Here is a 25594-nt window from a genome sequence, read left to right on the forward strand (position 1 = left end):
TCACCCCGCGAGGGCCACTCGGACGAGGAGTGAAACATGTCGAAGCGCGCCCGCAAGCGTCGCGACCGTAAGAAGAACGGCGCGAACCACGGCAAGAAGCCCAACTCCTGATCATCGATCAGACAGCGAAGGCCCCCGCACCGATCCGGTACGGGGGCCTTCGCTGGTCTTGAGCCGGGCTGGACCGCGCTAGTCGAAGGTCTGCTCGATCTTGACCTCGGTGCGCTCGATGGTGATCCCGCCCTTGGTCTGCACGGTCTGGCGGATCGAGGCCCGCAGCCGGGACTTCAGGTCGTCCGGCGCGTGGTCACCACCGCACTTCCGGGCGAGCAGCTGCTTGATGTGCTCGTCGATGCCGTATTCCTCGAGGCACGGCGGGCAGTCCTCGATGTGCTTGCGCAAGGCCGCGTCGCGCTCGGCGCCGCACTCCTTGTCGAGCAGCAGGTAGATGTCGGCGAGAGCTTCCTCGCACTTGACCTTGTCGTCAGCGCCGGAGCAGTAGTCGTCGGTCATCGCCCCGCCACCTCCTGCTGTTTGCCGGCGCGGATGAAGCCCCGTTCACGGGCGACGTCGGCGAGCAGGTCACGGAGCTGGGCGCGGCCGCGGTGCAGCCGGGACATCACGGTGCCGATGGGCGTGTCCATGATCCCGGCGATCTCCTTGTACGCGAAACCTTCGACATCGGCGAGGTAGACCGCGAGGCGGAACTCCTCGGGCAGCTTCTGCAGCGCTTCCTTGACGTCGGCGTCGGGCAGGTTGTCCATCGCCTCGACCTCGGCCGAGCGCAGCCCGCTGGAGGTGTGACTCTCCGCCTTGGCGATCTGCCAGTCGGTGATCTCCTCGGTGGGCTGCTGCACCGGCTGGCGCTGACGCTTGCGGTAGCCGTTGATGTAGGTGTTCGTGAGGATGCGGTACATCCACGCCTTGAGGTTCGTACCCGCCTTGAAGGACGCGAAGGCCGCGTACGCCTTCAGGTACGTCTCCTGGACGAGGTCCTCGGCGTCGGCCGGATTCCGGGTCATCCGCATGGCGGCCGAGTACAACTGGTCGAGCAGGGGCATCGCGTCCCGCTCGAAGCGCTCGGCCCGCGCGGCCGCCTCTTCGGCGTCCGTACCCGTGTCCGGCGCGGGATTCTGCGTGCTCGGCAAACCGTTCCCTTCCCGATCGGCGTCGATGCGCTTGTGCGCATGAGACGTCGTCGAGTTTACGCGCGGACGGATCACCTGGCCGCCCGGCGTGCGCGGGATCAGGATTCGGGGAGCTTCGAGTGTGGTGGACACGTGCCTTTCAACAGTGCGGCCCGGCCGGGCATTCCCGGCGCGCTCGTAGACTCCGCCCATGGCAGGCAAGGGAACCCCGGCGACGGCGCTGCTGGCGAAGCAGAAAGTGGCGCACGTTCTGCACGCCTACGACCACGACCCGCGGGCCGAGTCCTACGGCCTCGAAGCCGTCGAAGCACTGGGGCTCGACCCCGCGCGCGTCTTCAAGACCCTGGTCGCCGAGGTCGACGGGAAGCTGACCGTCGGCGTGGTCCCGGTCACCGGCCAGCTGGACCTGAAGGCGCTGGCGGCCGCCGTGGGCGGGAAGAAGGCGAAGATGGCCGACCCCGCGGCCGCGCAGCGCGCGACGGGGTACGTGCTCGGCGGGATCTCGCCGCTCGGGCACCGGAGCAGGCTGCCGGTGGTGATCGACGTCTCGGCGGAGCGGTTCGAGACCGTGCACTGCTCGGCAGGGCGTCGCGGGCTGGAGGTCGAGCTCGCGCCTGGCGACCTGGCGCGGCTCACCGGTGCCGTGGTGGCTCCCATCGCGGGCTGAGTTCCCGCGCGGACTTCTCGCAAGTAGTCGGCTGAACGCGGCGGCTGGAGCTTGGGTCGGTGTCGCCACCCTGCCCGCTTGAAGTACGTGAAGGACCCCTTCATTGCGCCTAGCGCAATGAAGGGGTCCTTCACGTACTGGGGAAAGTGCGAAGGTCGAGTTCCCTCGGCTCAGCCGAGGCAAGGGGGCCTTCACGCGCAGCCGCTGTGACTGCAGGTGCGCCTGGGGCGAACGTGGTGATCCGCAAGTCCGTCGCCTCCCGCACCGCATTCAGAGGACTGAACGCGGGAGGGCGGGTTCACCCTCGCGAGGGAGCGGGATCGGTCCCGAGCGGGAAGATCACGCACCCGTGCTCGGGAATCGTCGTCGGCAAGCGAACGACGATCTCTGGGGAGTGCCGAATGACCAAAACCGTGCCCGACGTGCCGAGGTGGGCGAGCCTCGCCGCCCACGCGACACTGCTGACGACCCTGCCGTCCGGGCTGTGGCGGATCGCGATGGGGCTCGGCATCCCGGTCGGGTTCACCGCGCAGGGGCTGGAGGAGTTCGGCATCCCCGGCTGGGGGACGGCCTACGTCTTCGGGCTGAGCCTCCTCGCCGAGTCGCTCGCGTTCCTCACCCTCGGGCTCGTCCGGCCGTGGGGAGAGGTGTGGCCGCGTTGGATCCCGGGGCTCCGCGGCCGGAGGATCCCGCCGCTCGCCGCGATCGTCCCTGCGGCCGCGGGCGCGATCGCCTTGACCGTGCTGAGCGTCCAGGCACTGTTCGGCTGGAGCCAGGCGGGCTCGTCGATGTCGCCGGGCAGCTGGGAGGAGTCGCCGGTCTACGGCGTCGTCATGGCCGCCTGTTACGCGCCGCTGCTGCTCTGGGGGCCGCTGCTGGCCGCGGTCACCGTGCACTACGCCCGGCGACGGCTCTCAGGCAAGCGGCCGCAGCACACGCTCGAGCCACTCGGCGGCCGCGCGTGACACGCCTTCGAGGTCGGCGCTGAGGTTGTGGTCGCCCTTGAGCACCACGATCTCGTGATGCGGACCCGCCTTGGGCAGGCCGAACGGGTCACGTTCGCCCTGCACGACCAGTGTCGGGACCTCGACGGCGTCGAGTTCACCCTGCCGGGTCTTCTCCGGCTTGCCCGGCGGGTGTTCGGGGAAGGCCAGGCAGAGCACCGCCACCGCCTGTCCCGCCGCGGCGGTCCGGCAGGCGACGCGGGCCCCGGAAGACCGGCCGCCGAACACGATCGGGAGATCGTCGAAACGCTCGGAGATCTCGTCGGCGACGGTGAGCCAGGCGGTGTCGAGTTGCGTGGCGGGAGCGGGAGCCCGGCGGCCCGCGACCCGGTACGGCTGCTCGACGAGCGCGACGTGCACACCGGCCGCCTGCGCCGCCCGCGTGACCGCGACCAGGTCCTTCGCGCCGATCCCGCCGCCCGCGCCGTGGCCGAGCATCAGCACCGCGACGCCCTCCTCGGCACAGTGCAGCTCGGCCCGCGCGGGGCCGTAGGCGGTGTCGATCTCCAGCGTCGTCATGAGTTCGGCAGGTCGAAGAGCGCGCTTTCGGCGGCGGGCTCGACCCGGTCCAGCAGCTCGGGGCCGTTGTTGCGGACGCTGTTGACCAGGCTGGACACCGGCCGCAGCTCGATCGTGTCGACCAGATCCGCCGGGGGCGGGACGAGCAGTTCGGTGACGTCGGGCCGGTCGGGGTCGAGCCAGATGTCCCACTTCTCGCGCGGCATCAGCAGCGGCATGCGGTGGTGGACGTCGGCGAGCCTGCCCACCGAGTCCGTGGTGATCACGGAGAAGGTGATCAGCGGGTCGGCGTCCTTGTCGTCCTTCGGCCGCCAGGTCTCCCAGATCCCGGCGAACGCGAGCGATCCTTCGCCGGGACCGGTCATGAAGAAGGGCTGCTTCTCCTTGCCGTCGCGCCGCCACTCGTACCAGCCGTCGGCCGGGACAAGGCACCGCCGCGAGGAGACAGCCTTCTTGAAGGACGGCTTCTCCTTCGCCGTCTCGGCGCGCGTGTTGATCATCTTCGAGCCGACGCCGGGGTCCTTCGCCCAGAACGGGACCAGCCCCCAGCGCATCATCCGCAGCGACCGGACGGCGGGCTCGTCTTCGAGCACCGCGCCGTCGGCGTCACGCGGATGGCGCTGCACCACGGTGGGGACGTCCTTGGTCGGCGCCACGTTGTGATCGGTCCGGATCCGGCCCTCGGTCAGGTCCACCGCGGCGAATTCGTCGATCAGCGCCGCGGGGTCCTTGGTGGCGGCATAGCGCCCGCACATGCGAAAACCTCCCTAATCGACAGTCATCGTTACACGCCGGCCAGGCGATGGCGAGCAGCATGGGATCATTGTTCCGCGGTGTTCGAAGAGCAGGAGGCGGTTTGACGGGCAAGGACTGGCGCAGGCTGGACGAATCCGACGTGCGGATCCGCCCCGGCAAGGGCACCAGGCCGCGCAGCAAACGTCGTCCCGAGCACGCCGACGCCTCCACGGCGATGGTCATCGGCAAGGATCGCGGACGCTGGACCTGCGCGATCGACTCGGATCCGGAGCGCGTCGTCACCGCGATGCGCGCCAGGGAAATGGGCCGGGTCTCGGTGGTCGTGGGCGACACCGTCGGCATCGTCGGCGATGTGAGCGGCAAGCCGGACACCCTCGCCCGGATCATCCGGGTGGATGAACGCTCCAGCGTGCTCCGCCGGACAGCGGACGACACCGATCCCTACGAACGGGTGGTCGTCGCCAACGCCGAGCAGCTGCTGATCGTGACCGCGCTGGCCGATCCCCAGCCGCGCACCGGCTTCATCGACCGCTGCCTCGTCGCCTGCTACGCGGGCGGCCTCGAACCGGTCCTGTGCCTGACGAAGGCCGACCTGGCGAGCCCGGACGAACTCCTCGCCGGCTACGCGGGCCTCGACATCCCCGCCGTGGTCACCCGGCACGACGAGTTCCCGGACGAACTTCTCGGACGGCTCAAGGACCGGGTCACCGCGCTGGTCGGGCATTCGGGGGTCGGGAAGTCCACTTTGGTCAATCGGCTGGTGCCCGACGCCGGGCTGGCGACCGGTGTGGTCAGCGCGGTCGGCAAGGGCAGGCACACGTCGGTCGCGGCGGTCGCGCTCCCGCTGCCCGACGGCGGCTGGGTGGTCGACACCCCGGGTATCCGCTCGTTCGGCCTCGCGCACGTGACTGCCGACGACATCGTGCTCGCGTTCGAGGAGTTCGCCGCGGCGGCCGAGGAATGCCCGTCCGCCTGCGGGCACCTCGGGCCACCGTCGGACCCGGACTGCGCGCTCGACGACGTTGTGACAGAGGGTGACGCAAGTTCGGAGCGTTTGGCCTCTTTGCGCCGCCTTTTGGGCTCCCGAGCCGGACATGAGGACGATCGGTAACTAATTCCGGCCTTGCGCGATAACCCGTTCGGATTAGATCAACTTTTCTGAGGGGTCCTCTTGAAGCGCGTAACCATGCTCGCCGCCGTCGCCACAGCCGCCGTCCTGGCGCTGTCCGCCTGCGGTGGCGAGAAGCAGTCCGGCGCGGCTGCTCCCGCTCCTTCCGAAGCGAAGAGCTCACTTTCGTCGCCGCTCGGCGACCCGATCCAGCTCGCGGCCCTGAGCCGCGAGAGCACCAAGAAGGCCAAGTCGTCGAAGATGACGATGGAGGCCATCGCGGGCACCCAGAAGAACACGGCGTCCGGCCAGGGCGTGTACGACGGCGAGAACAGCAAGCTCGCGATGGTCATGGACAGCGACGGCAAGAAGCTCGACATGCTGTTCATCGACAACGCGCTGTACTTCAAGCTCGACGCCGAGGACAAGGCCGAGCTGAAGACCGACAAGGCGTACGTGAAGATCTCGCCCGACGGCCAGGACCCGCTCTCGCAGCTGCTCGGCAAGATGATGTCGAAGGCCGTCAAGGAAAGCGACCCGTCGCGCACCCTCGAGCAGATCTCGAAGGCCGGCAAGATCACGAAGTCGGACCAGGTCGAGCTGAACGGCGAGCAGACCAACCACTACGTCATCGAGGTCGAAGCCGAGAAGGCCATCGCGCTCATCATGGGCGACATCGGCATCCCGCTGCCCGCCGAGGCCGTGAACCAGCTCAAGGCGAAGCTCGAAGGCAAGAACGTCAAGATCCTCACCGAGCTGTGGCTCAACGCCGACCAGCTGCCGGTGCAGGTCGTCTCGGACCAGACCGCGTTCGGGAAGGCCATGGGCGCCCCAGGTGACGGTGTCGCCAAGACCACGATCAAGTACACCGACTGGGGTGTTCCCGTGGACCTCACCGTCCCGCCCGCCGACCAGGTCGGCGACATGGCGGAGCTCGCGAAGAAGGCCGGCGGCCGGTAATGCGCGTCACCTTCAAGCTTGCCGCGGTGGCCGCGGCCCTGACCCTCGTGGTCACGGGCTGCGGCACCCGCCCGGACGCGACGGCCGAGAACAAGGGTGGCGAGCTCGGGCTGGCCACCCCGTTCACCGACGCGCTCGGCCTCGTCGAGGCCGCGAAGCAGGGGACGCGGAAGACCAAGTCCTCAAAGGCGACCATCGACGCCGCGGCCGGGGATTCCAAGGTCACGGGCACCTTGCTCGCGTACTACGACGGTCCCGCCTCGAAACTCGAGGCGAACATGACCATCGACGGTGAAACCGGCGTCATGCGCCTGGTCGAGGGGATCCTGTTCATCAAACTTCCCCCGTCCGAGAAGGCGCAGCTCAAGACGGACAAGAACTGGGGAAAGATCGACCTGAACAGCCAGGATCCTCAGGCGAAGGCCATGGGGAAGGCTCTTCAGAAGTCGTTCGAGATGGGCGACCCGGCGAAGCTGCTGGAGCTGGTCGAGAAGACCGGACGCATCCTCAGGTCTGAGCAGACCCAGCTGGGCGGCGTCCCGGTGAACCACTACTTCGTCGAATTCGACGCCAAGAAGCAGTTCGACCTGTTCCTCGGCGACGACGCCCCCGCGGACCAGCGGGCGAAGATCGAGAAGCGGCTCGAAGGCAAGGATCTGCGGATCCCGGCCGAGCTGTGGCTCAACGCCGAGCAGCTCCCGCTGAAGATGACCATGGACATGACCGCGTTCCTGAAGTCGGTGGGACAGAAGGAGACCGGCGAGGCCAAGTCGACCTACACCTACAGCGACTGGGGCACGCCGGTGGAGGTCGTTCCGCCGCCCGCCGCGGAGGTGGGCGACTACGCCGAAATGGCGAAGCAGGGAATCTAGCCCCCTGTCGCGCGTGAAGGCCTCCTTCCCTCAGCTGAGGGAAGGAGGCCTTCACGCGTTTCCGGACCAACGGACGGTGGAAATTCACGCGATAGGCGCTACGGTAGTGGTACAGACCATTCACCCGAGGGAGTCCTATGCGTGCCACCGGTTTCGCCGCCGTCTGTACCGCTCTCCTGCTGCTGGGAGGCTGTTCCGGCGAGGAAAAACCGGCGGCGGCCGCCACCGACGCGGCGCAGCTGGCCTCGGTCGCGGGCGCGGGCACGCAGAAGGCCCGGTCGTCCAAGATCGCGCTGGAGACCACCGCCGAGGACGGCCGCAAGGTCGTGGTGACCAGCTCCGGGCTCTACGAGGGAGCGAACAGCAAGTTCTCCATGGTCGCCGAGGTCGGGGGCGAGAAGCGGGACCTGATCTTCGCCGACGGTGTCCTCTACTACCACCTTTCCGACGCCCAGGTGCAGGAGCTCAAGACCGACAAGGAATGGGTCAAACTCACCGCCGACGGCAAGGACGCGCTCTCCGCGGCCAACGGCGCGCTGATGACGGACGTCGTCGAGACGATGGATCCGACGCGCACGATCGACCGGATCTCGAAGTCCGGCAAGGTCACCAAATCCGAGCAGGCCGACCTGAACGGGACGGCCACCACGCACTACGTCCTCGACCTCGGCGGAGCCCCGGCCGAGGTGTGGCTGGACGCCGAACAGCGCCCGGTGCGGGTCACCACCGGCAAGACCACGGTCAACTACGACAGCTGGGCCTCCGACGTGGTGATCATCGCGCCGCCGCCCGAGGCGATCGGCGACAGCCGCTGAGCCGTTCCCCCGATCGGGGCGAGGCCCCTGGTTGTGTTTCGCTTGAGCACCCGCCCTTGAAAGCAGGTCCTCATGCGGAGAACGGCCCTGCCCGCCGTCATGCTCGCACTCGGCGCGCTGCTCGGCGCGTGTGACAGCGAAACAGTCTCGTTCGCCGACGCCCGCGCGCTCGCCGACGGAGCCGCGTCCGCCATCGACGGCAAGGCCACGAAGTTCACCACCGACGTCACGGCGGGCTCGACGCGCTCGAAGAGCCAGGGTCAGGCCCGGGTCGCGCGAGCGGGCACCGCGCTGGCCATGACCACGGACTTCCTCGGCGAGCCGCTCGAACTCCGGCTGGTCGACAAGATCGTCTTCGCCAAGGTCCCCGCGAGCGCCCGTGAGGACATTCCCGGCGGGAAGCCGTGGGTGAAGGTCTCCCCCGACGGCGCGGACCCGTTCTCGCAGGTCGCCGGCGGCAGTATCGACCAGCTGGCGAAGCAGAACGACCCCGGCCGCGCGCTCGACCAGGTCCGGCGGGCGGGCACGCTCACCGAATCCGGGCACGCCGAACTCGACGGCGTGTCCACCGAGCACTACCGGCTGGACATCGACATGGCGGCGCTGGGCGGCGATCTGCCCGCCGGGTTGTCGGCGGAGGCCGTCGGCGAACTGAACGGCAAGCTCGGGAAGATCCCGATGGAGGTCTGGCTCGACGACGCGCGCCAGCCGGTGCAGATCGTGCTCGACCTCGCCCCCGTGCTCGCCGCTTCGGGCGTCCCGGACAGCGCGATGGCCAAGATCGTCACGCGCTACCGCGAATGGGGCACGCAGGCCGACATCCAGGCGCCGCCGCCGGAGGAGATCGGCGAGATCCCGGCGGGCTGAGCCTGTCACGTTCCCCGCATCTGTCTCGTCCAGCTCGTGAAGGCGGACAGGAGGGACGAACATGCGCGTGATGGTGATCGGGGCGACCGGGGTGCTGGGGCGGCCGCTGGTGCGGCGTCTGCTGGCCGAGGGCCACGAGGTGAGCGGGCTGGCCCGCGGTGAAGACCGGGTCGCGGCCGTGCGCGCCACCGGCGCGAAACCGGTGACGGGTTCGCTGTTCGACGTCGATTCCCTGGCCGGGGCGCTGAGCGGGCACGACGCGGTGGTGAACGTCGCGACCCGGATCCCGGACGCGCGCCACGCGATGACGGCGTCGGGCTGGGCGGAGAACGACCGCCTGCGGACCGACGGCAGCCGGGCACTCGCGGCCGCCGTGCGACAGGTCGGCGAGCTGGGAATCGTTGTGCAGGAAGGGATTTCGTTCGTCTACGCCGACGGCGGCGACGAGGAACTGGACGAGGACGCGCCTCTCGCGGCGCACGGCCACATCGCGTCTTCGACGGTGGCGCACGCGAACATCGCGGAACTGGCGGACGAGGGACGCACCGCGATCCGGCTGCGGATCGGGCTGCTGGTGTCCGACGACCCGATGACCACGATGATGCTGACGGCCGCGCGGCGCGGTTCGCCGCTGATCATCGGCCGCCGGACCGACTGGACCGCGGCGATCCATCCGGACGACGCCGCGGCAGGCGCGGTCGCGGCGCTGCGGGCGCCGAGTGGCGTCTACAACCTGGCCGCGGATCCGATGCGGAAGCAGGAGCTCGGCGAGGCGATGGCCGCCGCGGCCGGGGTCCGGCGGCCACGCGCGCTGCCGAAGTGGCTGGCGAACCGGGTGGGGTTGATATCGGTGCTGGCGCGTTCGCAGCGCGTCGTCTCGACCCGGCTCAGCGAGGCGACCGGCTGGCGGCCCGAACGCCCGGTGCCCGGCCCTTCGTGGTTCTAGCGTTTCGTCCTCTGAATGCGGTCCTTGCGCGTGCAACTACCGCATCCAGAGGACGAAACGCGAGGGTTCTAGAGGAGTTCCAGCAGGAAGGGGAGCTCCTGGGGCGCGTACCAGGCGAGTTCGTGGTCTTCGGCGTCGCCGAGGGTGAACTCCGCGTCCGGGTCGCCGAGGTCGGCCTGGTCGATCACCGCGGCGGCGGCCTGCACGGACTCGGCGGCCTCGGCCGCGTCGACGTGGATCGCGGCGATGTCGGCGATCTTCACCGGCCCGGACAGCCTGACGACGGCGGCGTCGAGATCCGGGCGCAGCGTGACCTCGTCGAGGTCGGCCGAGATCACCACGCGCCGCGGCTCGGGCTTCTCCTCGGCCGCGATCAGCCGGAGCGACGCCCTGGCGGCGTCGAGCAGCGCGGCGTACTCGAGCTCTTCGTCGGACCCGCTGGCGTAGGACTCCCGCAGCGCCGGTGTCAGCGCGAAGCCCGTGCCGCTGCGCGCCCGGAGCTCACCGGCGGTTTCGAGGTCGCGCAGCATCGCGATCGTCCCGGGTAGATAGACCCTCACCAGTGCGCACCCTTCAGCTCTTCCAACGATTCCTCGATCATCCCGGCGAGCAGGTCCACATCGGACACGGCCTTGCGGTCGCCGTTCAGTCCGAAGTAGACACCGCCGTGATACGAGGTGACCCCGATCGCCAGCGCCTGATTGCGCACCAGCGGCATGACCGGGAACATCTCCACCATCTTCGCCTGTCCCGCGTAGAGCGGCACCTGCGGGCCCGGCGAATTCGTGATCAGCACGTTGAAGATCCGCCCCGACATCGATCCGGCCGCCCGCGCGCCCAGCGAATGCAGGGTCGCCGGCGCGAAGCCGCCGACGGTCAGCAGCCCGCGCGCGGCGACCGAACGACCCGAGTCGAGGTGGTCCGTCATCGCGTGGCCGATGTGCTGCAGCCGCAGGACCGCGTTCGGCTCGCCGACCGGGAGGTCGACCAGGTAGGCGTCGACCTGGTTCCCGACCAGCGCCGGCGTCGAGTACTCGGCCGTCTCGGCGTCGCGGACGGCCATCGGCACCAGCGCGCGCACGGTGGTGGTCGCGGTCAGGTTCGAGCCGCGGGAGAGCAGCCATTCCCGCAGCGCGCCGGTGATCGCCGCCAGCACGGCGTCGTTGACCGTGCCGCCGTGCGCGGCGCGGACCTTGCGGAAGTCCTCCAGCCGCGTGCGGACCACGGCGAACATGCGGCCGCCGGAGGTACGGACGTTGAGCGGCCCGGACGGCGCGGGCTTGACCACGGTCTTCAGCGCCGACGCGACGTCGCCGACCGTTCCGGCGACCTTGCCCGCCATCGCGGTGGCGTCGTGGGCGATGGACCGGACGTTCTCCACCAGTTCCGTCGGCCGCTGCACAGTCTCGGCGACGGCGTCGAGGATCAGCTGAGTGCGGCTTGGTTCCCGGCGCGGATGCCAGTTGTCGTCGAACGGTTCCGGCTCCTGCGGAGCGGTGTCGAGGATCAGCTGCCCGAGCTCGATGGTGCCGAGCCCGTCCACGACGGATTGGTGCGTCTTGGTCACCAGCGCGACGCGGTCCCCCGCGAGTCCCTCGACGAAGTACGCCTCCCAGAGCGGCCGTCCCGGGTCGAGCCGCCTCGACATCAGCCGCGCCACGAGGTCGAACAGCTGGCCGTCGGAGCCCGGCTGCGGCAGCGCGGACCGGCGCACGTGGTAGTTGAGGTCGAAGTCGACGTCGTCGACCCACACCGGCCGGGCGAGGTGCCCCGGCACCTCCAGCACCCGCTGCCGGTAGCGCGGCAGGAACGCCAGGCGCTGCCCGATCAGGTCCAGCAGCTGCTCGTAGGTGAAGCCGTCGCGCGGTCGTTCGAAGATCGCCACACCGCCGACGTGCATCGGGGTCGAGTGGTCTTCCACGTAGAGGAACGAGGCGTCCAGCGCGGAGAGGCGGTCGGGCATGGGCCGATCCTTACATAGTGGGACACTCGCCGGTGTGGGTGATGAGGCGGCGATCTCGCCGAAGGACCGGTTCCTGACGGTGTACGGCCGGAAACCGGTGCTCGAGGCATTGGACGACGCGGCTCTCGAGGTGGACAAGGTGATTCTCGCCGATACCGTGCGGGGTCAGAACGCCGCCGAGATCGAGCGCGCCGCCAAGGCCGCCGGGGTGCCGGTGCAGCGGGCGAGCGCGCACCGCGTCAAGGTGCTGGCCGGCAACGGCAAACAGGACCAAGGGGTGCTGGCCGACGTCGTCGCCCCGCGGATGCGGTCGCTGCACGCGGCCTTGGACAACGGCAGGCCGCCGTCGCGGGTGCTGCTGCTCGACGGCATCACCACCCCGGCGAACGTCGGGATGATCCTGCGCACGGCGACCGCGGCCGGGCTGGAAGGTGTCGTGGTACCGCGGCGCGGGGTGGCCGCCCTCGACCCGATGGTGGTCAAGGCTTCGGCCGGGGTCGCGTTCCGCGCGCCGGTGCTGCGGTGCGGCAGCGCGCGCGAGGCCGCCGAAATGCTCACCGAGGCCGGGTACGGGATCTTCGCGCTGGGCGCTTCGGCCGACAGTTCGGTGTTCGACGTCGAACTGCCGCAGCGCGCGGCCTTCGTGCTGGGCGGGGAGACGAACGGGGTCGGCGCCGAGGTCGGCGAACTGGTGACGGAGTGGGTGTCCATCCCGATGCCGGGCGAGGTCGAGTCGCTCAACGTCTCCGCGGCCGCCGCCGTGCTCTCCTTCGAGCTGGTCCGCCGCGCTGGGACTTCGAAGAACTAGGGCTTCGCCGGGAACAGGGCGCTGAGCTCGGTCAGCGTGTCCTCGACCGAAGTGTGGTGCACGCCCGCCATCCCGGCCGCCACCGCGGCGCGGACGTTGTGCGCGGCGTCGTCGACGAACACGCACCTGTCGGCAGGCAGGTCGAGCAGGCCCGCCGTGAGCAGGTAGACCTCGCGTTCGGGTTTGGCCACGCCGACCTCGCCGGAGAAGACGAGCGCGTCGAAGAACGGGTCCAGCGCCCTCTTGGCCTCGTCCGACGCCCCGGGCGCGTTCGAGAGCAAGGCCGTTTTGACGCCGCGTCCCCTGACGGTGAGCAGGAAGGCGTACAGCTCGTCCGCGCCGTCGTCCGTGAGCACCCCGACGTAGTCGATGACCAGCCCTTTCAGCACCGGCCCACCGTACACAAGCGATCACCGCCCGGTTCATCCTCTCGGGCGGTTCGTGTCGCGCCGCCGCCCGCTCCCGGCCCCTTAGTTGCTGGGCGTGGCCGAGGGGGCCGCGGAGGGGGACTGCCTGATGACTTCGTACGTACTGAGACGTCTGAAACCGTGTGAACCGCCGTATCGGGTCGCGGGCAGGCTGGTGCACCGGGTGGCACAGCCGGACAACCAGCTCGTGCTGGACCTGCCGCTGGCGGGCGAACAGATCGTGGAGGAACTGCGGCCCCGGCCCGACACGCCGGACAAGCGGCAGGTGGGCAGGCTGCTGACCACCATCCTCGAAGCCTGCGACGGGCGGCGCTCGGCGGTCCAGGTGCGGCCGATCCTCGACCCGGCGCTCCACAGCGCGCTGCTCGACAGCGGTCGTCGCCGTCCACCTGGCGGTTACCGGCCGAAATCGATCCACCTGTGCCATCCGGCGGACGGCGTCGTCGAGGCCTGCGCGACGGTCGAACAGAACGATCGCTGCCTCGCCTTGGCCGCGCGCTTCGAGCGGACGCCGTCGGGCTGGGTGTGCACACGCTTCAACCTGTTGAAACCGCCGCGACGAGTTTCCTCGCTCCGTCTCACAGCATGACAGCCTCACAGCATGACAAAGGGGGCCTTCACCGCATCGCGTGCGGTGAAGGCCCCCTTCGGCTCGTCTTAGCGGCGAGGGCCCTTCTTGCCCTTCTTCTGGGAGGCGCGCTGCGCGGCACGACGCTCCCGGCGGGTCCCGCTCTGGTCGCCGCTGTCGCTGTCGGCGCTGTCCGAATGCGACTCGACACCGCCGTCCTCGGACGGGCCCGACATCGTCAGCCCGGACTGCGAACCGCCGCCGAGACCCTTGCCCCGCAACGCGGACGGCACGGATTCGGTGTCGGTCGCCGGACCCTGGGGAGGCGTCGGACGGGCGTGCCGTCCGTCGCCGTTGGCGGCCTGGCCGTTCCCGGAGCCGACACCGGCGGGCAGCGCGGACGCGGACTCCGGCGACGGGGCGGTGGGCTCGGCCTGCTCGACCTGGAGGTTGAACAGGAAGCCGACGGCCTCCTCCTTCAGCGACTCCAGCATCGCGCGGAACATGTCGTAGCCCTCGCGCTGGTACTCGATGACCGGGTCGCGCTGTGCCAGGGCCCGCATGCCGATGCCCTCCTTGAGATAGTCCATCTCGTAGAGGTGCTCACGCCACTTGCGGTCGAGCACGGTGAGCATCACCTGGCGCTCCAGGCTGCGCATCGCGCCTTCGCCGACCTTGGCGTCGATCTCGGCCTCGCGAGTGTCGTACGCGCGGTGAGCGTCTTCGAGCAGCGCGTTGCGCAGCCCTTCGGCGTCGAGGTCGTCGTCCCCGGTCAGGGCGTCCCAGGAGACCTGCACCGGGTACAGCGTCTTGAGCGCCGTCCACAGCTTCTCGTGGTCCCAGTCCTCGGCGTAGCCCGAAGAGGTCTCCTCGTTGACGTACGCGTTGATGACGTCGACCAGCATGTGCTCGATCTGCTCGCGGAGATCCTCGCCCTCGAGGACGCGCAGGCGCTCGGCGTAGATCACCTTGCGCTGCTCGTTCATCACCTCGTCGTACTTGAGGACGTTCTTGCGGATCTCCATGTTCTGCATTTCGACCTGCGTCTGCGCGCTCTTGATCGCCTTGGAGACCATCTTGTGCTCGATCGGCACGTCGTCCGGCAGCCGCATGGTGGTCATGACCCGCTCGACCATCGTCGCGTTGAAGCGGCGCATGAGCTCGTCACCGAGCGAAAGGTAGAACCGGGACTCGCCCGGGTCGCCCTGACGGCCGGAACGACCGCGGAGCTGGTTGTCGATCCGGCGCGATTCGTGCCGCTCGGTGCCGAGGACGTACAGACCGCCGGCCTCGCGGACCTCTTCGGCCTCGGCCTTGGTCTCCGCCTGGATCTGCTCCAGCACCTTCGGCCAGGCAGCCTCGTACTCCTCGGAGTGCTCCACCGGGTCGAGGCCGCGCTCGCGCAGCTCCTCGTCGGCGATGAGGTCCGGGTTGCCGCCGAGCACGATGTCGGTACCGCGGCCCGCCATGTTGGTGGCGACCGTGACCGCGCCCTTGCGCCCCGCGCGGGCGACGATCAGCGCCTCCCGGTCGTGGTGCTTGGCGTTGAGGACCTCGTGCGGGACACCCAGCTTGAGCAGCAGCTTCGACAGGTGCTCGGACTTCTCGACACTCGTGGTGCCGACCAGCACCGGCTGGCCCTTCTCGTGCCGCTCGGCGATGTCCTCGGCGACGGCCTCGAACTTGGCTTCCTCGGTCTTGTAGATCAAGTCGGCCTGGTCGGCGCGGACCATCGGCTTGTTGGTCGGGATCGGCACCACACCCAGCTTGTAGGTCTGGTGGAACTCGGACGCCTCGGTCTCGGCGGTACCGGTCATCCCCGACAGCTTGTCGTAGAGCCGGAAGTAGTTCTGCAGCGTGATCGTGGCGAGCGTCTGGTTCTCGGCCTTGATCTCGACGCCTTCCTTGGCCTCGATCGCCTGGTGCATGCCCTCGTTGTAGCGGCGGCCGTGCAGGATGCGGCCGGTGAACTCGTCGACGATGAGGACTTCGCCGTCGCGGACGATGTAGTCCTTGTCGCGCTTGTAGAGCTCCTTGACCTTCAGCGCGTTGTTCAGGTAGCCGACCAGCGGCGTGTTCGCGGCCTCGTAGAGGTTCTCGATGCCCAGCTGGTCTTCGACGAAGGCGACACCCTTTTCGCTGACACCGACGGTGCGCTTGCGGATGTCGACTTCGTAGTGGATGTCGACCTTCATCAGCGGGGTCAGCCGCGCGAACTCGACGTACCAGCGCGAAGACTGGTCTGCCGGGCCCGAGATGATCAGCGGGGTCCGCGCCTCGTCGATGAGGATCGAGTCCACCTCGTCGACGACGGCGAAGTTGTGGCCGCGCTGCACGCAGTCCTCGAGGCTCCACGCCATGTTGTCGCGGAGGTAGTCGAAGCCGAACTCGTTGTTCGTGCCGTGCGTGATGTCGGCGGCGTACTGCTGGCGGCGGACCTCGGGCGTCTGGTCGGACAGGATGACACCGACCTCGAGGCCGAGGAAGCGGTGGATGCGGCCCATCCACTCGGCGTCACGTTTGGCGAGGTAGTCGTTCACCGTGATGACGTGCACGCCCTTGCCGGAAACGGCGTTCAGGTACGCGGGAAGCACCTGGGTCAGGGTCTTGCCCTCACCGGTCTTCATCTCGGAGACCTGGCCGAGGTGCAGCGCGGCGCCGCCCATCAGCTGGACGTCGTAGGGCCGCTGGCCGAGCACACGCCAGGCCGCTTCCCGCGCCACCGCGAACGCCTCCGGCAGGAGGTCGTCGAGTGACTCGCCGTCCGCGTTCCGCTTACGGAACTCGTCGGTCTTGGCCCGCAGAGCGGTGTCCGAAAGTTCCTTGACGTCGTCTTCGAGGGTGTTGATGTGATCGGCGATGTTGCGCAGCCGCTTCACCATCTTGCCCTCGCCCGCGCGGAGCAGGCGGTTCAGCACCATCCGGTCGACCTCACTAGCTGATTGTGATCGCACCCGAGCCGGTCCCGGGCAGTCTCTTACACGGCGGCGCCGGGTTTCGCACCGCCGTCCGACCCCCATCGTAGGGAACACCTCGGTGTTCGCGCACGCACCGTCGGTCGGTATCTGACCCGGCGGGCCCGCATCACGCCTGATCCGGACAGGAAGCGGCCCGCACGCGTGCGCGTACGGGCCGCTTCATAGGCGTTATGGGTTGTCGGAGGGACCGGCTCAGCTCAGCCGGATGACGCCGTAGTCGAAGCCTCGCCTCCGGTAGACGACGCTCGGGCACCCGGCGTCGGAGTCGTTGAACAGATAGAAGTCGTGACCGACCAGTTCCATCTCGTAGAGTGCCTGGTCGACCGTCATCGGTTCCGCGTCGTGCTTCTTCTCGCGGACGACGCGACCGGGTTGATGTTCGTCAACCCCGTCATCCCAGCGCTGCTGGGGCATCTCGAACTCTTCACCGCTCTCGACGGCGAAACCGTTGGCCAGGGGTTCGGCCTCTGGCGCCTCGAGCACAGCGGTACCCGCCAGATGCCGGGTGTCGGTGGTCGTCCCACCGGCGGCCGCCATCGACGTCGCCTCTGCGACGGATTCCGGACGGCTGCGGCCGTAGTGCACGCGCCGGCGGTCGTGTGTCTTCCGCAACCTGTTCTCGAGCTTGTTGAGTGCGGAATCCAGCGCTGCGTAGAAGTCGCCTGCACACGCTTCGGCGCGTACGGCGGGGCCCCTGCCCTTACCGGTGATTTCGACGCGCTGGCAGTTCTTCGACTGCCGGCGATTGGGCTCATGGAAGAGCTCCACGTCGTAACGGATGACCTTCTTGTCGTAGCGCTCTAGCCGGGCCAGCTTTTCGCTGACGAGTGCCCGATAGTGGTCGGGCACCTCCACGTTGCGGCCCTTAACGACGATGTCCATACACGACCTCCCTCGCTGAAATGACTGCGAGCTGTAGATGTGTTCACTAGGGCGCCGGTAAAGCGGGGACGAAGCCCGGATCGCGGGCGATGAGGGAACTCGGCATGCGGTCACGACGTCTCGTGGCGGATGTCCGGGTGCGGACTCAGCGCGGCTCCGGCGCCAGGGACATGGGCTGGTCACCTCCCTGCCTGCCGGGATTGCTGATAGCGCTGCACGTTAGCTGTAACACGCCGCGAGCAACAGCCCCCGAGCCGGGGGATATCAGGACGTGAGACCTCGTCACCGCACGCGACGACAGCCGTGTGGCCAGCGGGACAATCCGGCCTGCCGGGCGTCGTCCCCGTGATTTGTTTTCACGCGGACGGCGCAAACCTTCGGACAGGAAAAAGCCGAGGGTGACGCCACCAAGGGAATCCGCCGCCACCCCGGTGGAGTGGCGAGCCGTTGGAGTGTTCCCCGGAAGCTGCCTCATATCCCGTCAACGCCCTTGTACCCATTCCCGTTCCCGATCATTCATCACTCTTGTAGGTGACCCCTCGATCACCCGGCGGCGGCCAGTGCGACCATCGCGGAAACGTGAATTCCGCTTATGTCCAATAGGCGCACACAAGCGGCGGCCGTCGCTCCGGTTGTGATGACGTCGTCAAGAAGCACGACGCTCTCCGGGCGGGTTCCCGGGACCAGGCGGATGCGGCCGTCGAGGTTCACCGCCCGCTCGGCACGGGTGAGTCCCACCGCGTCGCGGACCCCGGCCGTGAGCCTGAGGAGCGGCGCCACTGTCGCCGGATTTCCCTTGCTCGCCAGCGCTTTCACGCATTCTTCGGCGATGCGCCGGACATGCGGTCCACCTCGGACTCGCGAGGCGTGCCGTCTCGACGGGACCGGGACGAGACAGGGCGGCCCTGGCCGTTGTGGCAACTGCGGCAGGGCTTCGGCGACGGCTCGCCCGAAGGACGGCGCGAGGTCGCGGCGACCGCGTTCCTTGTAGGCGAGGATCAGGCGCCGGGCGTCGTCGGCGTAGCGGGCCAAGGCGTAGACGGGCACGAGACCGGCCGTCGGCGCGCGGGTGATCTCGCTGAGCGAACCCCAAGCGGTCTGACAGGTCGCGCAGCAGGGCGCGCCGGGGGCTCCGCAGGACGCGCAACGGGCGGGGATGAGGAGGTCCAGGAGGTTGGTCATGTCTGCGAGGGTGGCTGGGGGCTCCGACAGTTCCTGGTCCCGAGGTGTCGTGAAAGGTCCGGTTAGGACACTTTTCGTCCTAAGGGGACCTGTCATGACGGCAGTCGAGGAGAAGAGGCCGGGGTTCGGTGGCGGGCCTGGGAGGGCAGTCGGGAAGAAGGTCGGATGCCTTTTGAGGAGAAGTCACCTTGGCGACGGTGGGCTCCTTCGCCACGCTGGACTCCTTCGCCACGCTTCACGGACTACACGGGTCGCTAGCGCCGCTAGGAAGGCTGGCCTCACCCACCTGAAGTACGTGAAGGACCCCTTCATTGCGCCTAGCGCAATGAAGGGGTCCTTCACGTACCGGACCGCGAGAGCGAACGCGAGCAGCGCGCTCAGCCCGGGTAGAACGGATCCGCGTCGGTGACGGTGTGCGCCTGCGGCCGCCAGACTTCGCCCAGCTCGGAGGCCACCCACAGCCCGCCCGCGTCCGCGACCAGGTTCGGCCTGCTCGGCGCCGCGGTGACGCCGTGCACCGGCGGGGTCAGGTTCGAGCTGTTGAAGGTGTCCATCCGCTGCCCGTCCAGCGGCACCTTGACCACCGGCAGCGAGTTCGACGACGTCGCGGCGATCAGGTGGTCCTGGGTCGCCCAGTCGACGTCGACGACATCCTTGAGGTCGCGTTCCTGCAGTTTCCGCGGCGCCCGCAGCGCCACCGAGTCCGCCGTCCGCACGATCGAGGCGATCACCAGCTGCCCGTTGACCACCGCGGCCAGCCGCGACCCGTCGCGCGAAAGCCGTAGTTCGGTGACCTGGCCGAGGCCGGTGAGCATGGTCGCGTCGACGCCGGCCTTCACCCAGCGGCCGTCCGCGGCCAGCGTGACCCTGGCGACGGTGTTGTGGTCGACGACCGTCCAGACCTCGCCCGAAACCCCGCCGCCGCGGGCGACCGGACGCCAGGTCGGGCGGCTCAGGCTGCCGCCGAACAGGTCCACCGAAGCGAGATCGCGGCCCAGGTCGCCGACCCGGAGCCACTGCCTGCCTTCGCGCTCTTCGACCACCGCGAGCCGTTTGCCGTCGACGGACTGCCCGGCGCTGATGACCTTGTAGCCACCGTTGCCCGCGGGCCCGCCGACCGGCGCCCCGTCGCCGAGCGACCGGACCCGCCCGTTCACGGTCATCAGTCCCAGCAGTTCCGAGTTGGGCGCGATGTCCACGTTGTAGTTGGGCAGTTCGCTGGAGCGCAGGTATTCGTGTTCCGGCACCAGCGCGGTGCCGTCGGCCAGCAGCCGGATCCGGCTCAGCGTCACCGTCTGCAGCGAGAGGACGATCTGCGCGGCGATCAGGCTCCGGTCCGCGAGGCTGGCCCCGCCGATCCCGGTCAGGGCGACGTCCAGGGTCCCGTCGTCCGTGCTGCGCACGTTGGTGTCGGTGGTGACATGGTCGCCCAGCAGATCCTTGACTGCGCCCTTCAGCCCTTCCGACGGCCCCTGCAGCACCAGGTCCATCACCCGGCCGGGCAGCCCGGCCTGCGGTTTCGCCGCGACGTACCGGAGGTCGGGGACGAAGGTGCCGGAGTCGGGCGAGTAGAAGCTGATCGGCACCCGGAAGTAGTTGGTCGCGAAATCCATGTCGGTGACGGCGAGTTCCTGCGGCGGGTCCACGATCCGCCACTGGCCGTTGGCCTGCTTCCGCAGCTTGAACTGCTGCGAGTACTCGGCCTTCACCGGGATGAACGCGCTGTCGGGGCTCAGGTTGCCGAGTTTGAACCCGCGGACGTTCACCACCTGCTCGTCCGGGTTCCCGGTCGGCGTCCCGGTGTCGTAAACGGTGCCGAAGGTGTTGTCGATGATCGTCAGCCCCGGCGACGGCTTCCAGTTTCGCCGGGCCTCGTCGTCGAGGTACACCCGCGCGTCGGCGTTGGCCGTGCCCGGGGTCGCCGAGTTGCGGATGAACTGGCGGATGACGGTCAGCGAGTCGATCCCGGCCGCCGGTTCGGGGACGTCCACCGGCGCCTGCCCGGGTTTGTCCCCGGGGACGACGGCGGGCTGGTTTTCGAGGGGGATGTTCGCGCAGCCGGCGACCAGCAGGAACACCGCAAGCAGGGTCAAGAGCCGTTTCACCGGCCGACCTCCTCGGGCTCGGCGAAGATCGCGTCGGGCGCCGGCCGGACTTCGAGCAGTCCGGACGACGAGCCGTGCGTGTCGGTCGCCTTGTGATCGGGTGGCGGCAGGACCAGCGGGCTCTCCCCCATCGGCGTGTCCTGCTCTCGCGGCAGTACGAGCCGGAAGCAGGCGCCGTGGCCGGTCTCGCCCCAGGCGTCGAGGACGCCGCCGTGCAACCGGGCGTCCTCCTGGCTGATCGCGAGGCCGAGACCGGTGCCGCCGGTCCGGCGGTTGCGGGACGGGTCGGCCCGCCAGAACCGGTTGAACACCAGTTCCGCCTCGCCGGGGCGAAGCCCGACTCCGCGGTCTCGCACGGTGATGGCGACAGCGGTCTCGTTGACCGCCAGCGTCAGCACCACCGGGTTCCCTTCGCTGTGGTCCACCGCGTTGGCCAACAGGTTGCGCAGGATCCGCTCGACGCGGCGCGCGTCGACCTCGGCGGGCGCCTCCTCGTCCGGCAGGATCAGCTCGACCGAACTGCCCGCGTTGCCCGCGATCACCCGGACCTGTTCGACGGCCCTGGTCGCGATCGGCCGGACGTCGATCAGCTCGGCCGAAAGCTCCTCGACGCCCGCGTCGAGCCTGCTGATCTCCAGCAGGTCGCCGAGCAGGGCCTCGAACCGGTCGAGTTCGTCGACCAGCAGTTCGGTGGAGCGGGCGAGCCCGGCCGGGAACTGCTCGCGCGACGCGTGCAGCACGTCGGCGGCCATCCGGACGGTGGTCAGCGGGGTCCGCAGTTCGTGCGAGACGTCTGAGGTGAACCGGCGTTGCAGCCCGCCGAAGTCCTCCAGCTGGCGGATCTGCCGCTGGATGCTCGCGGCCATCCCGTTGTAGGACACGGCGAGTTTGGCCAGATCGTCCTCGCCGAGCACGGCGAGGCGCTGGTCGAGGTCCCCGTCCGCGAACTGTTCGGCCGCCGCGGCGGCCTGCCGGACCGGCCGGACCACCTGCCGGGTGACCAGGTTCGTGATGCCCGCCAGCAGGAGCAGCAGGACGAGACCGCCGACGAGCAGCGTGTTCTGCACGGTCGAGACGGTGTTCTGCTCGCTGGTGAGCGGGTACAGCAGGTAGAGCTGGAGCGGGTTGATCATCGTGCTCACCGGCGCGCCGACGATCAGATACGTCGTCTTGCCGCCGTCGGCTTCGGTGGCCGTGTGGATCATCCAGCTGAGCTGCTCGGTCTCCACGAACTGGCGCAGCCGGACGGGCACCTTGTCGTAGGGACCGGCGGCCACCGGCCTGCTCGACTGGTCGCGGCCGCCCGCGGACAGCACCGGTTCGAAGGTGCCCGCTGTCGACCCCGCGCCGTCCTGTGAGGTCGACGAGCTGGAGATCTTCTTCAGCGCGTTGTTCATCCGCGCCGTCAGCGCTTCCGTGCCTTCGGTGCCGACGCCGACCAGCTCACCGGCCGCGGTCTCGACGACCGCCCGGGTCTGCGCGATCGCCGCGTTCTGCTTGGTCTCCATCAGCCGGTCGGTGATCTGGTTCTGCAGCACCATGCCCAGCACGAACACCACGGCCGACGACAGCGCCAGCGTGGACACCGTGACCCGGAACTGCAGCGAATACCGCCACAGCTCGTTGAACGCGACGACCTTGCGACGCACGAAAACCACGATGCGCCGGACGTGGCGCATCGTGGTCTGGGCGAGCCTGGGCAAGCTTCCGCTCATGGAGTGATCACGGCGGGCCGGCCTTGTACCCGACGCCGCGGACCGTCAACACCACCTCGGGGTGCTCCGGGTCCTTCTCCACCTTCGAGCGCAGACGCTGGACGTGCACGTTCACCAGGCGGGTGTCGGCGGCGTGGCGATATCCCCACACCTGCTCGAGGAGCACCTCGCGGGTGAACACCTGACGCGGTTTGCGGGCGAGCGCGACCAGGAGGTCGAACTCCAGCGGGGTCAGCGGGATGGCCTTGCCCTCCCGTGTCACCTCGTGGCCGGGGACGTCGATCGCGAGGTCGCCGATCGTCAGCGACTCGGCGGGCTCGGCCTCGGTGCGGCGCATGCGGGCGCGGACCCTGGCCACCAGCTCCTTCGGTTTGAAGGGCTTGACCACGTAGTCGTCGGCGCCCGACTCGAGCCCGAGGACGATGTCGACGGTGTCGCTCTTGGCGGTGAGCATCACGATCGGCACGCCGGACTCGGCCCGGATCGCCTTGCAGACGTCGATGCCGTTCATCCCGGGCAGCATGAGGTCGAGGAGGACCAGGTCCGGTTTCAGCTCACGAAGCGCGGGCAGCGCACGAGAGCCGTCGGCCACGACGGCTGTGTCGAACCCCTCCCCACGCAGCACGATGGTGAGCATCTCCGCGAGAGCAGGGTCGTCGTCGACGACCAGAACGCGTGCCTTCATAAACCTATGTTCGCACTAGTTTCCCCGCGCGGGCGCACGACCCGGCGATGTGACCACCAGAAAGATCATCGAAACGGGCAAATTGCTCCATCCGAGTAGGGTCTTCGGCCCCTAGAGGGAGCGCCGGAGCCTGGTGAACGGCCGCGGGGAGTCGATCGCGAAGACACCGGTCACGACGTCTTCGCGGTGATAGGTCGCGACGAACCGCTTCGACGCGACATCGCCTTCGACGATCCGGAGGTCTTCTGTGGCCACTCCGGCGAATTGGAGCCGCCGTCCGTACTGATCGGACCAAAAGTAACCGTGTCGTGCGAAATGCGTGACGGTCACGCCGGCGAGCAGGTTCGCGACGGCGACGCCCGCCTGTTCGCCGGCCGCCGTCCAGTGTTCGGCGCGGACCCGCCTTCCGCGCAGACGGCAGCGGTACCGCGCGACGTCACCCACCGCGATCACTCGGGGATTCGCTGTGACACAGCCGGAATCGACCAGCACCCCGTCGTCGACGGCGAGCCCGGAGCCGGTGAGCCATTCGGTGGCGGGGCGCGCCCCCACTCCGGTGACGACGAGATCGGCGCGGATCTCCCGGCCGTCGGCGAGCCGCACACCGGTGACGTGTCCGGCTCCGGCGAACCCGGCGACGGCGACGCCCGCGATCAGCCGGACGTCGTTTTCGGTGTGCAGTTCCCCGCACACCGCGCCCATCCGCGCGCCGAGGACCGGGGCGAGCGGGACGGGCATCGCCTCGATCACGGTGACGGCGTGGCCGAACAGGCGGCAGGCGGACGCGACTTCCGCGCCGATGAATCCGGCGCCGATGACGACCACCGAAGAGGGCCCTGCCGCGAGAGCCTGTTTCAGCGAGACGGCGTCGTCGAGCGTCCTCAGGGTGTGGACGCCGTTCAGGTTCCTTGCCGCGCCAAGGGTTCTGGCCACGGCGCCGGTCGCGATGACGTAGCCGTCGGCGGCGATCGTGGTGCCGTCGTCGAGCGTCACACCTTCGCCGCCGAGCTTCCCTGCGCGGACACCAAGATGCCATTCGGCGTCCAGCGCGTCGAGGTCGTCCTGCCCGGCGAGCGCGAGATCATCGGCGGAAACCTTGCCCAGCAAGAAATCCTTCGACAACGGCGGTCTGTCGTACGGCGGTTCGGCGCCGATCATCACCAGCCGTCCGGCGAAGCCCTGCGCGCGCAACTCCTGTGCCGAACGGAGTCCCGCCAGGGAGGTGCCGACGACGGCGACGGTTCTCAAGCGACGTCCTGCCGCACCCGGGTGTCCACGTAGATCACCCCGTCGGCGACCACGACCGGGTAAGTGCGCACGGCGTTCTTCGCGGGCAGACAGCTCGGGACGCCGGTCCGCAGATCGAACCGCGCCGCGTGCAGCGGGCATTCGACGTAGCAGTCCTCGATCCAGCCGTCGGCGAGCGACGCGTCCTGGTGGCTGCAGGTGTCGTCGAGAGCGTAGTAGCCGCCCTCGGCATGGAAGACCGAGACGGGCACGGAACCTTCGAGGCGGAGAGCTTCGCCCTCGGGCAGTTCGGAGACGGAGCAGGCACGGATCATCGGGGCCTCCGGGGAAAGGGCCGACGGTTTTGTTGATGTTGCGTATTACGAGACGGAACGTGCTCTGCGCAACAATCGCCCCTGAGGTGCCGATGCGTCAAGGGATTCGCCCACTCAGCCGAGCGGATGCGGGCGAAACGGCTACTGTTGCGTCATGCGGAACCAGGACGCGGGGAACGCAACACCCAGTCAGGTGCAATCCGTCGACCGCGCGATCAGCGTGCTGGAACTGCTGGCGCGCAACGGGGAAACCGGGATCACCGAGATCGCGGGCGAACTCGGTGTGCACAAGTCGACGGCTTCCCGCCTGCTGAGCGTCCTGGAGAACCGCGGCCTCGTCGAGCAGCTCGGCGAACGAGGCAAGTACGCGATCGGTTTCGGCATCGTCCGGCTGGCGGGTGCCGCCACCGGCCGGATGGACCTGGCGAAGCTCGGCAGGCAGACCTGCCAGGGCCTGGCGGAGACGCTCGGCGAGACGGTCAACATCGCGATCGCCGACGACGGGGTCGCGATCAACGTCAGCCAGGCCCGCGGCTCGGCCGCGATCACCACGCAGAACTGGACCGGCCAGCGCACGCCCCTGCACGCGACGTCCAGCGGGAAGATCCTGCTCGCGTACATGGGCGACGTCGAGCGCAAACGTTTGCTCCGGCGGAAACTCGAACAGTTCACCCCGCGGACCACGGTCGATCCGGACGAGCTGACCGCCGAACTGGAGCGGATCGCCGAGGACGGGTACGCGGCCTGCTTCGAGGAGCTGGAGCTGGGGATGCACGCGGTCGCGGTGCCGGTGCACGGCCCCGGCGGCGACGTCGTCGCGGCCATGAGCGCCTCCGGTCCGTCGTACCGGCTTTCGAAGCAGCGGGTGCGGCAGATCGTCCGACCGCTGGCCGACGCGTCCGCGGATCTTTCGGCGCAGCTCGGGTACTTCGCGGAGTGACCTGACCGGCCCTTTCACCCCTGTCGCGCGTGAGATGAAAGCCCCTTTCATTGCAAAATTTGAGATGAAAGGGGCTTTCATCTCACGCGCCCCTTGAAGAGAGCGACCTTTTCGGG

Annotated in this window: 27 protein-coding genes; 12 read left to right on the forward strand and 15 right to left on the reverse strand. The window is 69.0% G+C overall.

The window, feature by feature from the left end; genetic code table 11:
* Nucleotides 1-36 precede the first annotated feature (36 nt).
* Nucleotides 37-111, forward strand: coding sequence for a 50S ribosomal protein bL37 (locus ACZ6YV_RS08180; protein ID WP_369299112.1), 75 nt, complete (start codon nucleotides 37-39; stop codon nucleotides 109-111).
* 78 nt (nucleotides 112-189) lie between these two features.
* On the opposite strand, the gene rsrA is transcribed toward ACZ6YV_RS08180, so the two are convergent.
* Together rsrA and ACZ6YV_RS08190 are read right to left on the reverse strand one after the other, a co-directional pair.
* The gene (rsrA, locus tag ACZ6YV_RS08185) at nucleotides 190-513 is read right to left on the reverse strand and encodes a mycothiol system anti-sigma-R factor (RefSeq protein WP_465508959.1); all 324 of its coding nucleotides are present in this window, start codon (nucleotides 511-513) and stop codon (nucleotides 190-192) included.
* Complete coding sequence (locus ACZ6YV_RS08190) at nucleotides 510-1148, reverse strand: sigma-70 family RNA polymerase sigma factor (RefSeq protein WP_465509286.1); 639 nt, start codon at nucleotides 1146-1148, stop codon at nucleotides 510-512. The genes rsrA and ACZ6YV_RS08190 overlap by 4 nt, the downstream gene beginning before the upstream one ends.
* A gap of 190 nt (nucleotides 1149-1338) precedes the next feature.
* On the opposite strand from ACZ6YV_RS08190, the gene ybaK reads away from it, so the two are divergent.
* Together ybaK and ACZ6YV_RS08200 are read left to right on the forward strand one after the other, a co-directional pair.
* Nucleotides 1339-1815 carry a Cys-tRNA(Pro) deacylase gene (ybaK, locus tag ACZ6YV_RS08195; protein WP_465508960.1) on the forward strand — a complete coding sequence of 159 codons (477 nt, stop codon included), beginning with the start codon at nucleotides 1339-1341 and terminating at the stop codon, nucleotides 1813-1815.
* A 401-nt stretch (nucleotides 1816-2216) separates the two neighbouring features.
* Entirely contained in the window at nucleotides 2217-2780 is a 564-nt protein-coding gene (locus ACZ6YV_RS08200) for a hypothetical protein (RefSeq protein WP_465508961.1), read from the forward strand.
* Here ACZ6YV_RS08200 and ACZ6YV_RS08205 read toward each other — a convergent pair.
* Nucleotides 2730-3338 (reverse strand): alpha/beta hydrolase family protein, encoded by a 609-nt coding sequence (locus ACZ6YV_RS08205; RefSeq protein ID WP_465508962.1) that lies wholly within the window; start codon nucleotides 3336-3338, stop codon nucleotides 2730-2732. The two genes, ACZ6YV_RS08200 and ACZ6YV_RS08205, sit on opposite strands and share 51 nt — an antisense overlap.
* Nucleotides 3335-4093 carry an SOS response-associated peptidase gene (locus tag ACZ6YV_RS08210; protein WP_465508963.1) on the reverse strand — a complete coding sequence of 253 codons (759 nt, stop codon included), beginning with the start codon at nucleotides 4091-4093 and terminating at the stop codon, nucleotides 3335-3337. The genes ACZ6YV_RS08205 and ACZ6YV_RS08210 overlap by 4 nt, the downstream gene beginning before the upstream one ends.
* Before the next feature lie 101 nt (nucleotides 4094-4194).
* Between ACZ6YV_RS08210 and rsgA the strand changes: the two genes are divergently transcribed.
* From rsgA to ACZ6YV_RS08240, 6 genes are all read left to right on the forward strand, one after another.
* Nucleotides 4195-5205 (forward strand): ribosome small subunit-dependent GTPase A, encoded by a 1011-nt coding sequence (gene rsgA / locus ACZ6YV_RS08215; RefSeq protein WP_465508964.1) that lies wholly within the window; start codon nucleotides 4195-4197, stop codon nucleotides 5203-5205.
* Nucleotides 5206-5265: 60 nt separating this feature from the next.
* Nucleotides 5266-6162: an SCO4651 family lipoprotein gene (locus ACZ6YV_RS08220; RefSeq protein WP_465508965.1), complete on the forward strand. Its 897-nt coding sequence runs from the start codon at nucleotides 5266-5268 to the stop codon at nucleotides 6160-6162.
* On the forward strand, nucleotides 6162-7034 hold the full coding sequence (locus ACZ6YV_RS08225) for an SCO4651 family lipoprotein (protein ID WP_465508966.1): 873 nt from the start codon (nucleotides 6162-6164) through the stop codon (nucleotides 7032-7034). Before ACZ6YV_RS08220 ends, ACZ6YV_RS08225 begins: the two co-directional genes overlap by 1 nt.
* A 137-nt stretch (nucleotides 7035-7171) precedes the next feature.
* Nucleotides 7172-7849 (forward strand): hypothetical protein, encoded by a 678-nt coding sequence (locus ACZ6YV_RS08230; protein WP_465508967.1) that lies wholly within the window; start codon nucleotides 7172-7174, stop codon nucleotides 7847-7849.
* Nucleotides 7850-7921: 72 nt separating this feature from the next.
* The gene (locus tag ACZ6YV_RS08235; protein ID WP_465508968.1) at nucleotides 7922-8716 is read left to right on the forward strand and encodes an SCO4651 family lipoprotein; all 795 of its coding nucleotides are present in this window, start codon (nucleotides 7922-7924) and stop codon (nucleotides 8714-8716) included.
* 61 nt (nucleotides 8717-8777) lie between these two features.
* A complete protein-coding gene (locus tag ACZ6YV_RS08240; RefSeq protein WP_465508969.1) occupies nucleotides 8778-9662 on the forward strand; it encodes an NAD-dependent epimerase/dehydratase family protein in 885 nt (294 codons plus the stop codon).
* 68 nt (nucleotides 9663-9730) lie between these two features.
* Here ACZ6YV_RS08240 and ACZ6YV_RS08245 read toward each other — a convergent pair whose 3' ends face one another.
* A complete protein-coding gene (locus tag ACZ6YV_RS08245) occupies nucleotides 9731-10222 on the reverse strand; it encodes a DUF6912 family protein (RefSeq protein ID WP_465508970.1) in 492 nt (163 codons plus the stop codon).
* Nucleotides 10219-11625, reverse strand: coding sequence for a WS/DGAT/MGAT family O-acyltransferase (locus tag ACZ6YV_RS08250; protein ID WP_465508971.1), 1407 nt, complete (start codon nucleotides 11623-11625; stop codon nucleotides 10219-10221). Before ACZ6YV_RS08250 ends, ACZ6YV_RS08245 begins: the two co-directional genes overlap by 4 nt.
* Before the next feature lie 34 nt (nucleotides 11626-11659).
* Here ACZ6YV_RS08250 and ACZ6YV_RS08255 point away from each other — a divergent pair, with 34 nt between their 5' ends.
* Nucleotides 11660-12433, forward strand: coding sequence for a TrmH family RNA methyltransferase (locus ACZ6YV_RS08255; protein WP_465508972.1), 774 nt, complete (start codon nucleotides 11660-11662; stop codon nucleotides 12431-12433).
* On the opposite strand, the gene ACZ6YV_RS08260 is transcribed toward ACZ6YV_RS08255, so the two are convergent.
* Nucleotides 12430-12837: an HAD family hydrolase gene (locus ACZ6YV_RS08260; protein ID WP_465508973.1), complete on the reverse strand. Its 408-nt coding sequence runs from the start codon at nucleotides 12835-12837 to the stop codon at nucleotides 12430-12432. The two genes, ACZ6YV_RS08255 and ACZ6YV_RS08260, sit on opposite strands and share 4 nt — an antisense overlap.
* 112 nt (nucleotides 12838-12949) lie before the next feature.
* Between ACZ6YV_RS08260 and ACZ6YV_RS08265 the strand changes: the two genes are divergently transcribed.
* Nucleotides 12950-13450: an Rv3235 family protein gene (locus ACZ6YV_RS08265; RefSeq protein WP_465508974.1), complete on the forward strand. Its 501-nt coding sequence runs from the start codon at nucleotides 12950-12952 to the stop codon at nucleotides 13448-13450.
* Nucleotides 13451-13518: 68 nt separating this feature from the next.
* Here ACZ6YV_RS08265 and secA read toward each other — a convergent pair whose 3' ends face one another.
* The 8 genes from secA to ACZ6YV_RS08305 all read right to left on the reverse strand — a co-directional run bounded on the left by secA (nucleotide 13519) and on the right by ACZ6YV_RS08305 (nucleotide 24538).
* Nucleotides 13519-16350, reverse strand: a complete 2832-nt coding sequence (gene secA, locus ACZ6YV_RS08270; RefSeq protein WP_465508975.1) for a preprotein translocase subunit SecA — start codon at nucleotides 16348-16350, stop codon at nucleotides 13519-13521.
* Nucleotides 16351-16599: 249 nt separating this feature from the next.
* Complete coding sequence (hpf, locus tag ACZ6YV_RS08275) at nucleotides 16600-17289, reverse strand: ribosome hibernation-promoting factor, HPF/YfiA family (RefSeq protein ID WP_378239866.1); 690 nt, start codon at nucleotides 17287-17289, stop codon at nucleotides 16600-16602.
* A 543-nt stretch (nucleotides 17290-17832) separates the two neighbouring features.
* Nucleotides 17833-18471, reverse strand: a complete 639-nt coding sequence (locus tag ACZ6YV_RS08280) for a ComF family protein (RefSeq protein ID WP_465508976.1) — start codon at nucleotides 18469-18471, stop codon at nucleotides 17833-17835.
* Between the two features lie 377 nt (nucleotides 18472-18848).
* The gene (locus ACZ6YV_RS08285) at nucleotides 18849-20576 is read right to left on the reverse strand and encodes an LpqB family beta-propeller domain-containing protein (protein ID WP_465508977.1); all 1728 of its coding nucleotides are present in this window, start codon (nucleotides 20574-20576) and stop codon (nucleotides 18849-18851) included.
* Complete coding sequence (gene mtrB, locus ACZ6YV_RS08290; protein WP_465509287.1) at nucleotides 20573-22255, reverse strand: MtrAB system histidine kinase MtrB; 1683 nt, start codon at nucleotides 22253-22255, stop codon at nucleotides 20573-20575. The genes ACZ6YV_RS08285 and mtrB overlap by 4 nt, the downstream gene beginning before the upstream one ends.
* 43 nt (nucleotides 22256-22298) lie before the next feature.
* A complete protein-coding gene (mtrA, locus tag ACZ6YV_RS08295; RefSeq protein WP_005150760.1) occupies nucleotides 22299-22976 on the reverse strand; it encodes an MtrAB system response regulator MtrA in 678 nt (225 codons plus the stop codon).
* A 111-nt stretch (nucleotides 22977-23087) separates the two neighbouring features.
* Complete coding sequence (locus ACZ6YV_RS08300) at nucleotides 23088-24224, reverse strand: NAD(P)/FAD-dependent oxidoreductase (protein WP_465508978.1); 1137 nt, start codon at nucleotides 24222-24224, stop codon at nucleotides 23088-23090.
* Nucleotides 24221-24538, reverse strand: a complete 318-nt coding sequence (locus ACZ6YV_RS08305) for a bifunctional 3-phenylpropionate/cinnamic acid dioxygenase ferredoxin subunit (protein ID WP_465508979.1) — start codon at nucleotides 24536-24538, stop codon at nucleotides 24221-24223. The genes ACZ6YV_RS08300 and ACZ6YV_RS08305 overlap by 4 nt, the downstream gene beginning before the upstream one ends.
* A 154-nt stretch (nucleotides 24539-24692) precedes the next feature.
* Here ACZ6YV_RS08305 and ACZ6YV_RS08310 point away from each other — a divergent pair, with 154 nt between their 5' ends.
* A complete protein-coding gene (locus tag ACZ6YV_RS08310; RefSeq protein ID WP_465508980.1) occupies nucleotides 24693-25478 on the forward strand; it encodes an IclR family transcriptional regulator in 786 nt (261 codons plus the stop codon).
* Nucleotides 25479-25594 lie beyond the last annotated feature (116 nt).

It is taken from the genome of Amycolatopsis sp. NPDC102522 (assembly GCF_055584485.1).